General features: G+C 73.0%; 10 protein-coding genes. 3 read left to right on the plus strand and 7 right to left on the minus strand.

The window, feature by feature from the left end:
- Window positions 1–105 precede the first annotated feature (105 nt).
- Window positions 106–303 carry a hypothetical protein gene (locus ACIG5E_RS19215; RefSeq protein ID WP_396534719.1) on the plus strand — a complete coding sequence of 66 codons (198 nt, stop codon included), beginning with the start codon at window positions 106–108 and terminating at the stop codon, window positions 301–303.
- A gap of 71 nt (window positions 304–374) precedes the next feature.
- On the opposite strand, the gene ACIG5E_RS19220 is transcribed toward ACIG5E_RS19215, so the two are convergent.
- Together ACIG5E_RS19220 and ACIG5E_RS19225 are read right to left on the minus strand one after the other, a co-directional pair.
- Entirely contained in the window at window positions 375–2672 is a 2298-nt protein-coding gene (locus tag ACIG5E_RS19220; RefSeq protein ID WP_396534721.1) for a hypothetical protein, read from the minus strand.
- Window positions 2673–2686: 14 nt separating this feature from the next.
- Window positions 2687–3139: a hypothetical protein gene (locus ACIG5E_RS19225; RefSeq protein WP_396534723.1), complete on the minus strand. Its 453-nt coding sequence runs from the start codon at window positions 3137–3139 to the stop codon at window positions 2687–2689.
- A gap of 462 nt (window positions 3140–3601) precedes the next feature.
- Between ACIG5E_RS19225 and ACIG5E_RS19230 the strand changes: the two genes are divergently transcribed.
- Window positions 3602–5110 (plus strand): MFS transporter, encoded by a 1509-nt coding sequence (locus ACIG5E_RS19230; RefSeq protein WP_396534725.1) that lies wholly within the window; start codon window positions 3602–3604, stop codon window positions 5108–5110.
- Window positions 5107–5724, plus strand: a complete 618-nt coding sequence (locus tag ACIG5E_RS19235) for a TetR family transcriptional regulator (protein WP_396534727.1) — start codon at window positions 5107–5109, stop codon at window positions 5722–5724. Before ACIG5E_RS19230 ends, ACIG5E_RS19235 begins: the two co-directional genes overlap by 4 nt.
- Before the next feature lie 66 nt (window positions 5725–5790).
- On the opposite strand, the gene ACIG5E_RS19240 is transcribed toward ACIG5E_RS19235, so the two are convergent.
- From ACIG5E_RS19240 to ACIG5E_RS19260, 5 genes are all read right to left on the minus strand, one after another.
- Window positions 5791–6861: an alpha/beta hydrolase gene (locus ACIG5E_RS19240; protein WP_396534729.1), complete on the minus strand. Its 1071-nt coding sequence runs from the start codon at window positions 6859–6861 to the stop codon at window positions 5791–5793.
- 97 nt (window positions 6862–6958) lie between these two features.
- Window positions 6959–7963: a helix-turn-helix domain-containing protein gene (locus ACIG5E_RS19245; RefSeq protein WP_396534957.1), complete on the minus strand. Its 1005-nt coding sequence runs from the start codon at window positions 7961–7963 to the stop codon at window positions 6959–6961.
- A gap of 22 nt (window positions 7964–7985) precedes the next feature.
- Window positions 7986–8843, minus strand: coding sequence for a hypothetical protein (locus tag ACIG5E_RS19250; RefSeq protein ID WP_396534731.1), 858 nt, complete (start codon window positions 8841–8843; stop codon window positions 7986–7988).
- 196 nt (window positions 8844–9039) lie between these two features.
- The gene (locus tag ACIG5E_RS19255; RefSeq protein WP_396534733.1) at window positions 9040–11163 is read right to left on the minus strand and encodes an autotransporter; all 2124 of its coding nucleotides are present in this window, start codon (window positions 11161–11163) and stop codon (window positions 9040–9042) included.
- Window positions 11164–11332: 169 nt separating this feature from the next.
- Window positions 11333–11686, minus strand: a complete 354-nt coding sequence (locus ACIG5E_RS19260) for a hypothetical protein (protein WP_396534735.1) — start codon at window positions 11684–11686, stop codon at window positions 11333–11335.
- Window positions 11687–11693 lie beyond the last annotated feature (7 nt).

An 11693-nucleotide genomic window follows, 5' to 3' on the forward strand; every position in this document is an offset into this window, starting at 1 on the left:
GGCCCGGAGCCGGCGGCAGGCGCGCGGGTACCGGCCCCGGGGCCGACCGCGGCCATGCGTCAGACTGTTCGCCGTCACGAGCGGCGCGACACGGGAGGGGCAACGGTGGACACGGACGTCGTCGGGAAACTGGGGGTGAACGCCGAGTACGGCCGCGGGGACCACGACCTCGGCGCCCGCCTCGTCCGCCGGGGCGGCGCACGGGTCGACTACCGGGTGGTGCCGGGCTACGGCCACGGCGACGTGGTCTGGTCGGCCACGGCCGAGCGGGACGTGTGGGAGTCGCTGCTGCCCCCGCGCTGACGGCCTGCCGCCCGGCGAGCCGTCAGCGCGACGCTGGACGGCCCGCCGGCCGGCCTGTCATCGCCCGGGGCTCACTGGTCGCTGCCCTTCGCGAGGACGGAGAGCTCCCTGGAGAGACCGAACGTGTAGCCGTCGCTCGCGCCGTCCGCGGCGGTGTTGCCGAGCGTCTGGACCTTGTCCGGGCTGAGGCCGGCGGCGCGGCCCGCGTCGGCGACCGCCTGCCTGGCGCCGCTCGTCGCCTTGCTCACGGTCTGGTCCTGGTAGGCACTGGCCTCGTCCCGACCGACCTCGGTGGTGTCGATCTTGTTGGCCTTGATCACGCTGTCGGTGATCGCGTCGGCCACGCCCGGGAGTTTGTCGGCCAGCGGCACGCTCTCCGGCACCAGGTGGAGCGTGCCGTTGACCACGTCCTTGATCAGGCCGCCGTTCCGGTCGACGGCGTCGTTGTACGCCTTGTCGGAGGCGGCGTGCTGGTTGTGCACCTGGTCGATCCGAGCCTCACTGATGACACCGGTGACCGCCCCGCCGGAGTGGGCGGCGTGCTTGACGTCATCGCTCAACTGCCAGTCGGCCACTCCCCCGCCGGCCACGTGCCCCTGGATGAGGGCGGTGGTGTAGGCCTGGTTGGCGTTGGCCACCACGGCGTAGGAGTCCGGGTCGCGCCCGAGGGCGTCCAGGAGCCTGACCGTGTGGCCTCCGTCGAGTCCGGCCGCCGTCCCCTTGACGGGCAGTCCGGGGGCCTTGGCGACGGTTTGCTGGACGTCGCCGATGTAGTCGGCGGTCATGTTGCCCAGGCTCACCCGCATCGACGAGAGCTTGCCGTCGCCCTTGAGGTCGTCCAGCACCCCGCCGTCGCCGTGGGTGCTGCCGAAGGTGTCCACCACCCGCTTCATCAGTCCGGCCTGGGCGGCGTCGTGCGTGAGCGGCGTGCCGTCCGCCGCCCGCCAGCCCGGCTGGTCGAACGGGTGGCCGGAGGTGGCGGCCTCCAGGGCGTGGCCGAGGGCGGCCGGGCCCGCCTTGCTCGGGTGGCCCCAGGCGTCCTTGTCGAGGGTGTCCGAACTCCACTCCTTGTCGTGGACGTAGTAGTTGAGGTAGTCGGCCGGCTTGGCCTGGCCGCCGGGGAGGACGGTCCCGTCGTCGAGCTTGTAGGCGGTCGGCGGGTGGGTGAAGAACTCGGTGGACGCCTCGGGGCTGTGCCCGAGCGCGGTCAGGATCGCGGTGGTCGGCTGGTAGCCCGCGCCGTCCTTGGGGTCGCCGAGCAGGTTGAAGCCGCGCCGCAGCCCGTCCGGGATCGGCGCCGGCCAGTGCCCGTTGTGCTGGTGGGCGTCCATCTGGGTGATGTGCTCGGCGATCGGGTCGAGGAAGTGGGCGTCGTACTGGCCGGTCTCCAGGATCGGGGCGAGCACCTGGTAGCCGAGGAACACCGGCTCCGGGCCGTGCGGAGTGCCCTTGCCGTACCAGACCGGTTGGGCACCGGCCCGGCGCAGCTGTGCGGCCCAGTCGTCGGACAGGTGCGGCTGGCTGTCCTGGCGGGTGGCGGTGGCCAGGCTGAGCCCAAGGTTCTTCTGCAGTTCCTTGTACGCCGCCCAGCGGGCGTCGCTCGTTCCCATGATGTGAGCCCGGTCGCCGACCATGAAGTACCAGGACTTGATCAGCCCGTCCGGGGTGAGGTCCTGGTAGAACTTCGTGCTGAACGCCGGGTCGGCCGAGTTCAGGGCCAACAGGGTGTTCAGTTCGGTGAGTTCGGTGTCGCTGATGTCACCGCCCTTCTGCATGAGGGCGGCGGCGCGCGCTCCGTCCGTCTCGGGGCCGCCGATCGCCTTGCCGTTGAACGCGTGGTCCGCGCCGGTGCCCGCGTCGGAGGTCAGGGCGGCGGCCATCCGCTCGTCGGCGGCGGTGGCCTCGGCGACGGCGGCGCTCATCGCCGCGCTGGCGGCATCGGCCTTGGCGCCCCACTCCTGCTGGTAGCGCAGGTGCATCTCCGGGTCGTGGCGGGTGGCCGTGTCCGCCGGCGGCCAGCTCACCACGCCGGAGTCGCTGACGGTCAGTTGGGCGGCCCGGGCGTCCGCGACGGCCTTGTCCAGTTTGGTCCTGGCCGCCTTGAAGTCCTTCGCCGCCTCCTTGAAGACGGAGGCGAGCGCGTTCGCCTCGGTGGCGGCGTCGTGCAGCTGGTCGTTGGTGTGCTTCAGCCCGGCTCTCGCGAGGCCGGCCGCGGTGCCGTCCCAGCAGACCGAGTCGACCTTGGTGGTCACCGTGCTCATCCAGTCGTCGTCGATCGACTTGAGCTTCTGCGCGACGGTGGTCCAGGCGGTCGCGGCGGCGTCGAGGACGCCGAGGTCGGCGGTACTGAGATCGTGGAAGTCGACCATGTCCGGGTCCCCCTTCAGACGGCCAGGTCGCGGCGCACGGAAGTCTCGTGCTGCTGGTAGTTGGTGGCGCTGGTGCGCAGGAGCTGGGCGGTCTCCCCGATCGACTTCGCGAGCGCGTCGATGCACTGGTCCCAGTTGCCGGCGGCGGTCGTGGCCGCCTTGCCGGTGGCCCAGTTCGCCAGCGCGGTGCCGACCTTGGTGGTGGCCTCGTCGGCGCCACGGCCGTCGCTGGTCAGCCGGCCGTGGATCTGGTCGGAGTTGCTCGCCGCCGTGTTCAGCGCGTCGGTGTCGGCGGTGAAGCCGGTACCGCCCGGTCCGCCGGGTCCGTCCGCGGAGTTGAGTCGCGTAGCGGCCGGGGCGCCGCCGCGGGCCTGCTCCTGGGCCCGGGCCTGCGCGGTGAGGTTGCCGTCCGTGTCGTAGGCCCACGGGTTCATCATCCGGTCGAATGCGGTCGCCCGGTCGTCCACTTCATCGCCCCCTCTGCGCCGGACGCTGAGCCCGGCACGTCCGATGTGCGCCGAGCCCGGGCGCGCGGCGTCCTGCGGGACCGGCGGTGAACTCGGCGCGCACCAGTAGAGCACCGTGCGGGCCGACGCGGTTCCCCCGCTTCGGTCACGAAATGGAATACGTACGGGGCGAGTTGGGCGTTCGGTGCTGTTCTGCCGTCGGGCCCGGCGGGGCGCGGCCCAGAGTCGGCTCCGGGGCGCTTACCGCGACCGCCGGCCTTCGGGCCTCGAACCCTCCAGCACCTCGAAAAATTCCATGGCCGACCCGGCTTCTGCCGGGCCGCCCCGGCATGTCATCATCTGAAGACATCAACCGATGACATCGGCTGATGACATCCCTCGGCCCGTTGTGCCCCGGGATGCCCGGGGGTCGGCCTTCCGCTCCCCGGTTCGGACTTCGATCTGTGACAAGGGGGCGCGTCCATGGAGACCCGAACGGGCCTGTCGACGCGACGTGAGCGGGCCCTGGTGCCCGTCCTGATCTTCCTCAGCGCCGTGGTGGCGGTGATCAGCAGTCTCGGCGCGCCGATGATCCCGACCATCGCCACCGTCGACCACGTCTCGCTCGCCGAGGCCCAGTGGTCGCTGACCATCACCATGCTGGTCGGATCGGTCGCCACCCCGGTGCTGGGCCGGCTCGGCGACGGGCCCGACCGCCGTACGGTCACCCTGGCGGCCGCCGCCGTGGTGGTGCTCGGCAGCGTGCTGGCCGCACTGCCGCTCGGCTTCTGGTGGCTGATCGCCGGCCGGGCACTGCAGGGCATCGGGGTGGGCCTCACCCCACTGGCCATCGCCACCGCGCGGGACGCGCTGCCGGCCGCCGCCTCCCGCTCCGCGGTCGCACTGCTCTCCATCACCACCGTGGCCGGCGTCGGCCTGGGCTACCCGATCACCGGCCTGATCTCCCAGTCCTTCGGCCTCCACGCCGGCTTCTGGTTCGGCGCCGTGATCAGCGCCCTGGCGCTGGTGCTGGCCGCCCTGGTGCTGCCCAAGGCCGAGAACCGCGAACGGCGCCCACTGGACGTACTCGGCACCGTACTGCTGAGCCTCGCCCTGGTCGGCCTGCTGCTGGTGCTCAGCGAGGGCGAGAGCTGGGGCTGGGCCGGCGGGCGGCTGTGGACCGTGGCGGCCGTCTCGCTGCTGCTGCTCGCCGGCTGGGTCCGGCACGAGCTGCGCACCGCACACCCGCTGATCGACCTGCGCAGCCTCAAGAACCCCGTCGTGCTGACCGCCGACGTGGCCGGCCTGGTCGCGGGCGTCGGGATGTACCTGCTGATCTCCCTGGTCATCCGCTTCGTCCAGACCCCGACCAGCACCGGCTACGGCCTGGGCGCCTCCGTCGTGGTCGCCGGTCTGGTGCTGCTGCCCTTCTCGGGAGCCAGCCTGCTGTCCAGCAAGATGGTCCCGGTCCTCACCCGGCGCACCTCCTCCGCCCTGGTCCTGCCGATCGGCTGCCTCATCTCGCTGGGCTCGGTGCTGTTCTTCCTGTTCGCCCGCGACCACCTGTGGGGGCACCTGGTGGTGATGGGCATCGCCGGGCTCGGCGTCGGCTGCACCTTCGCCGTGATGCCCGGGCTGATCGTCGCCGCGGTGCCCGCGACCGAGGTCGGCAGCGCGGTCAGCTTCAACCAGCTGCTGCGCACCATCGGTTACTCCGCCGGCAGCGCCCTGTGCGGCGCCGTCCTCCAGGCGCACACCGCCCCGGGGCGGCTGCTGCCCACCGACAGCGGCTACCGGGACGCGGCGCTGATCTCCTGCGCGGTGTGGGTGGCGGTCGGTCTGATTACGATCGTCCTGCCGCGGTTCAGTGCCGCGGCCGCCGCCCGGAAGGGCGCGCGGGTCGACGAGGAGCTGATGGTGGAAGAGAGCATCGCCGACGGCGTGGCCGGCGAGAGCGAGGCACCCGTGGTGCGGGCGGGGGCCGACCGGTGATCGCCGCGGCCGCCGCGGCCGACGGGTCCGCCGCCGGGGAGGACACCTGCACGGATCCCGCGGCGCCCCGGCGCCGGGACGCCGCCCGCAGCCGGGAACTGCTGATCCGGGCGGCGGTGGAACTCTTCGCCGAGCGCGGCTTCGCCCGCACCACCACCCGCGAGATCGGCGAACGAGCCGGCGTGGACGCGTCGTTGATCGCCCGCTACTTCGGCGGCAAGACCCAGCTCTACCTGGCCACCCTCCAGGTCGAACTGGGCGACGAGGTGCCGGCCGACCTGCTGGAGGAGGAGCGGCTGCGCACCCTGCTGGTGCGGCTCGCCCAGCGCGGCCCCGGCCCGTCCTTCCAGGCCGCGGTGCTGCCCGGGGACAACACCGAGGTGCAGCAGGCCGCCCGCGCCTACCTCCACGAGCGGATGGTCCGACCGCTGCACGACCGCTTCGTGGCCGAGCAGGTGGACCGGCCCCGGCTGCGGGCCGAGCTGGCGGTGGCCGCCTTCGCCGGCGTCGTCCTGGCCCGCTCCAGCGGGGCGTTCGAGGAGCTCGCGGCGGCCGACCCCGAGGAGCTGCTGCCGCTGCTGCACTCCCTGCTGTCCGCCAGCCGCCCGAGCTGACGCCCGGCCAGACCGGGGAACCCCGCGCACCGGACCGTCCGGTGCGCGGGGTTCGCGGTTCTTCGGCTACTGCTTCCAGGAGCGGGCGAACTCGTTCAGCGCCGCCACCGCGGCCGGGGCGAGCGCGTGCTCGTTGACCGGCGTGCCGGCCGGGTGCAGGAAGTGGTCCACGCCGTCCAGGGTGCGCAGGCCCGGGCCGCCGGTGTGCGCCCGGGCCAGGGCGCCGAGCAGCGGCGGCACGGTCGCGCAGGGCACGTTGGCGTCGGCGGTGCCGCAGGTGACGGTCACCCGGGTGCCGGGGCGGACCTCCCGGGCGACGTCCGGCGGATAGACCGCGTCGTCGCTGCGGACGAACCGGGCGTTGTTCGGGCCGAACAGCGCGTTCAGCAGCTCGGCGAGCGGCGGCAGCAGGGTACTCGTGTCGACGGGGCGGCCGGCCCGGAAGCCCGCGACGGCGGCGGCCAGGGCCGTCTTGTTCGCCCGGGCCGCCTCCTCGGTGACCTGCCCGGCCGCGACCGCCTGGTCGAGCTGACCGTCGAGCTGGGCGGCCAGGATGTCCAGCAGCCGCTCGTCCTGCGGGGCCAGCAGCGCGAGGCCGGCCGGCGCGGGCCGGACCGTACGGGCGACGAGCAGGGCCTGCAGCCCGCCCTCGCTGTGGCCGACCACCAGCATCGCGTGCCGGTCGGCCTCCGGCTGGTCCCGCAGGGTGGTGTAGGCCGCGGCGGCCTGGCGGGTGAAGGCGGCCAGGTCGAGCCGGCCGGGGTCGCCCTGGTAGGCGCCGGCGCCGGTACGGCCGGTGAAGTACTTGTCGAAGCGCAGCGTCATCATGCCGTCGCCGCCGAGGGTGTCGGCGACCGCCGCCAAGGTCCCCGGGGTGAGCGCGGGCGGTTCGTCGCCGTTGCGGTCGGTCGGGCCGCTGCCGGGCAGCAGCAGGGCGGCGGGCAGCCGGTGCCCGGCCCGGTGGGAGGGGACGTGCAGGGTGCCGTAGGCGGTGGTGCCGTCCGCCGTGAACTGGATCTCGCGGTCCGCCGCGGGGACCAGCGCCCCCGGTTCGGCCGCGCTCGCGGCGGGCACGGCCAGCCCCGTCGCGCTGACCGCGGCGAGCAGGGCGGCGGTCGCCAAGGAACGCCAACGCATCTTTTCCCCCTGGAAGTTGAGCCAAAGAGCTTGCGATGCTCAGGCTACGACCGGGCCGACACCGGACCGGAGCCGGGTCCCCCAGCGGTTGCCTCCCCTACTTCCCCACGTGCCCGGCCAGCTCCCGGTGCCGGTGCTCGCGGGGCGAGAGCCCGTACGCGGCCCGGAAGGCGCGACTGAAGTCGTCGGCCCGCGGGATGCCCCAGCGGGCGGCGACGGCGTGGATCGGGGTGGCGCGCTGCGCCGGGTCGGCGAGGTCGCGGCGCGCCCGCTCCAGCCGCTGGCTCCGGATCCAGGCGGCGAGCGTCTCGCCCTGCGACTGCCGGGTGAAGACCCGGTGCAGGTGGCTGACGGAGATGTGGTGGGCGGCGGCGATCGTGGCCGGCGACAGCTCGGGGTCGTGGAGGTTGCGCCGGATGAAGGCCCGTACACCCTCCGCCAGGGCCCGCTGCCGGGCGTCGTCCGGCACCTCGGACTCGGCGTCCAGCTCCCGGGCCAGCCACGCGGCGACCAGGTCGACCACGACCGTCCCCAGCCGGGCCGCCTCGGCCGGCCCCAGGGCGGCGGCCTGCCGGTCCAGGCCGAGCAGGAACTCCGACAGCAGCGCGGCCGAGCCCGCGCGCGCCGAGAACCCGCGGCCGAGCAGGTCGCGCAGCCGGTGCGGCGGAAGCGGCAGCAGGGCGGCGGGGAAGTCGATGCCCACCCCGGACAGCCGGGGCTCCGCCCGACCGGCGGCGGGGCCGCCGAAGGTCCGCAGGTCGTACGGGGTCGAGCTGTCGACCAGGTGCAGGTCGCCCGGTCTGAGCGTCTCCGTCCGGCCGGCGCCGCGGGTCAGCGTCATGCTGCCCTCCTGCAGGAACGACAGGTGGTAGACGCCCTCGTCCGAGCGCCGCACCATGCGCTCGGTCCGCCGGAACCGCACCGAGGGGAAGGACGTCCCGAAGAGCACCACTTCCCCCAGCTCGGAACGCCTCAGCTCCGCCCGGAAGTCATCGGCGTGGGCACTGGTCGCCTCACAGGCCCGCGTCCGCTGCAGCAACTCCCGCCAGCAGTCGAACCGTTCCTTCGCGGGCAGCTCCTCGCCGCGGAACACCGTCGCCATCCCTGCAGCCACTTCCGCCCCTTCAGGCCCCGTGGCCGAGCGGTCCGCGGTCGAGCGGGGCCTTGTCGAGCGATACCTGCGGCGGTGCGTCCGCCACCTCCGGGTCGCTGTCCTCGATCCGCTTCAACAGCCGGGCGACGGCGTCGGTGCGCTCGCGCAGCACCGCAACGTGCTCCGCCCGGTCGTCCTCCGCCGCGGCCTCGGCCGGCCGGACCGGGATGCCGCGCTGCCGGGCCGTCGCGATCAGGCTCTCCCCGGCCTGGCCCACGATGACCAGCGTGGCCGCCGCGAAGCAGCCCGCGTCCAGGGTCCGCGGCCGGCCGAGCAGGCCGCGGTGGACGATCTGGGCCGGTACGGTCAGCTCGTCCAGCCGCTGGTCGACCGAGCCGCGTTCGAGCGCCGCGAGGACGACGGTTGCCAGCGCCTCACCGGCCTTGGTGACGGCCCACTTGCGGCCGGGCACCGGCGGGAGGAACTCGCGGATCCGGTCCACGTCCTGCTCCAGGGCGCTGGTGGTCAGCACCTCGAAGGCGTTGCGGGTACGTAGCTCAACGACCTTGTCCCACTCCACCTCCTCACCGTCGAAACCGGCCTTCGACGGCCCCAGGTGCACCGCCCCGTAGCCGTCGAGCAGCCCGAGCAGCTTGTGCGCCACCGCTGGCGTCCTGGGGTGACGGCCGATCAGCGTGCCCAGCGACAGCTTCCACGGCTCGGTGGCCGGCACCTGCGGCGGCGCGACGGAGCCGAGCGCCGCGAGCGCCCACCGCCCACCCGCCGCCGACCGCCCGCCCCGCAGCACGGCCTGCCGCCCGGCCTCCCCCAGTTCGGCCGCCGCCCCCACCAGCCGCCCCAGCCCGGCTGCCCACTCGCCCCTACCCACCCGCCCGCCCTCTTTCGCCTCGGCAAACCCACAGGTCGGCAATGGTACGACTGGTTCTCCCAGGCCCTCCTCCGGGAGGTCCACCTGCCACCGACCGGCTTTCCGAACACCACCGAATCGATCAAATCCTCGAATCGGGCGAACCCCGCACACGGTCTCGAACGAGCCAGGCTCGTCCTACCAAGCCGCCCCCATGTCAGCGGCCGTGCCGACGGCGGCGGCCGATGTGCCCACGCCTGCGCCGGGTCCTGAGGACAAGAAGGACGACACCGGCTGCGGCCGCCAGGGCCGCGGCGACCGCAGCCGGTGTCTCCCAGACCGCACCGCCCGCCCGCGCCGCGGGCGTGTCGGCGGTGGATCCCGCCGAGGCCGAGGCGCTGGCCTGGCCGGCTGGCTCGCCCGTGGAGCTCGCCGACGGCGAGGCGGACTCGGTGGCCCCCGTCACGGCCGTCAGCTCGATGCGACCCGCCGTACGGGCGACCGAGAAGGACACTCCTCCCATGCTGAGCGTGTCGCCGGAGAGCGCGGCGTCCTGGGAGCCCACGGTGAAGCTCTGCGCTCCGCCTGGCAGAATGATCTTCGCGCCCGTGACGACCTCCAGCTTGCGCAGCGTCGTCGACGTCGCCGCGCCGAGATCGAGGACCGCGGACGCATCGGTGAGGGCGACCCCGCTGGACGAGGAGAGCGACGCACCGGCCACCGCGAGCGTTCCCTTGGCCACGGTGGTGGCGCCGGTGTAGGAGACGGCGGTCAGCGTCGTCGTCGCGGTGCCGTTCTGCGTGACCGATCCGGAGCCGGACACCGCCGGCAGGGTTACGGGCGTGCGGACGTTCTGAATGATCAGCGACCCGTTGTCGCTGATCGCGTCGAGAGTGCCCTTCGTGTAGAGGCTGCCGTCCGCTCCTGCCGTCCCGGATCCGAGGCGCAGCGTGGCACCCCGCTGGATGGTGGTGGAACCGTCGTAGAACTGCGCCGCCGCGAAGGTCACATCGTTCCCGGACGTGCCGGCGATGACGATGTCGCCCGCCCCGGGAGCGGCGAGGGTGTCGTGGTACATCCCCCCGCCGATGGGCAGGCCGAGGGTGACCGGGCCGTTGTAGTCGAAGGTCAGCCGTGAGCGCTGCGACCTGGCGTGCAGGTTTATGTACGCCGTTTCGGCCGTGCCCGGCATGAAGATCTGGTGGGTGGTGCCGTCTCCCCACTGCACGTCCGCACCTTCGATGTTGGTGCCGCGCTTGTTCAACCGGTGTGCGACCGTCACCCAGTTGAGGTTGCTGTCGCTCAGCGCCGGAGAGGCCGTGTCGGTGTTGTCGCTGTAACTGTAGGTGCCCGTCAGGACCACCTTGCTGCCGGGCCGGGAGTGGACGTTGACGTCGTTGCCGTATTCACGGCTGTAGAAGTTCTGGCGTTGGACGACCGTCTGGTTCAGCGGGGTGTCGATGATCCATGAGCCGCGGTTGAGGACGGCCTTGGCGTTCGGCAGGTCGGCCGCGCAGGTGGTGCTGCCGTAGTTGGCGCCGGTGCCGATGTCGAGCACCCCGGAGAAGGGGCTGCTTCCACACAGCTGCAGCGTCCCCCACAGATTGCGGGGCTGCACGATCGTCCCGGAACCGCTGATGGTGCCCAGATTGAACAGCCGGGTGAGCGACAGGTTCAGCGTGCCGTCCACCCGCATGTTGTCCTGGTTCTGCTGGTAACCGGGCGAGTTGTACGGGAAGGCGCCGATCAGGCCGGTGGTTCCGCCGTTGCCGTACTGCAGGGTGGCGCCGGCGTCGACGGTGATCGCCGGCCGGTCGGGGTTGCTGACGACCACATAGGGGTGGTTCCCACCGGGAATGCTGACGGACTGGCCCTGCTGGGAGCCGGGCAGCGTGAAGGTGCTGTCCTTGGTGAGGATCAAGGTACCCGTACCGGCGATCCGCAAGGACCCCTGCCCGCTGATCACCCCCGAGTAGGTGTGCGTCCCGGGCGGTACGTTCACCACGGCGTTTCCGCCGAGGATCACGTCGCTGTTCGCGAGGATCGACGAGGTGATGTCACCGTCGGCCGCGACGGCGCCGGTCGGTGCCAGGGCGACGGGCACGGTCGTCGCCGCCACGATCGCGGACGCCAGCAGTGCGTGCCATGGACTTTTCATCAGGGTGCTTCCTGCGATGTTGCCGGGGTGGCGGCGGCCCGGGCGCGGTCCGGCGGCGTCACTCCCGGGCCGTTCTGGTGAACCGGAGGTGGCGTCGCTGTTTCGCCCTTGGAAGATTGTTAACGCTAACAATTCGGAGGACAAGGAGTCGGGCGACTGTTGCCAAATCTTGATCCGTCGCACCCGGTCTGGTGTATCCGCAGGCGGAGGCCCGGGTCGACCCCACCTCGACGGCCGATCGCGCTCAGATCGCCGGGCCGGTGGCCGCGACCTCCGGATGTCATCCCGCTCCTCCCGCCGAGCACTTCACCCTGGAACCCCGATCCGAAGGTTCGGAGCAGCGCAGGCCTGCTCAGCCCACCGGGTGGGAGGGGGTGGCGCCGGGGCGGTGCTGGAGGTCGATCGGGTTGTCGCCGTTGTTCGGGGGCAGGGTGGGGGCCGGGGTCGGGGCGGTTGCGGTGGGGGCGTGGGTCGGTGTGGCGGTCGGCTTGTGGGCCGGGGTGCCGGTGGGGGGCTCCGGAGTTCCGGCGGGGGGTGTCGGGGTGGTCGTCGGCGGGGCGGGGGTGGTGGGGCTCGTGGTGCCGGACAGGGCCGGGGCCGTGCTCGGGGTGGTCGGGGTCGGCGTGGTACCGCTGCCGGAGACGCAGGCGCCGGTGGTGAGGATGAGCAACAGGGCGGTTGCCGGGAGGGCGAGGCGTCGCTTCACAGTGGGT

This window comes from Kitasatospora sp. NPDC053057, from assembly GCF_044546945.1.
Lineage (GTDB): Bacteria > Actinomycetota > Actinomycetes > Streptomycetales > Streptomycetaceae > Kitasatospora.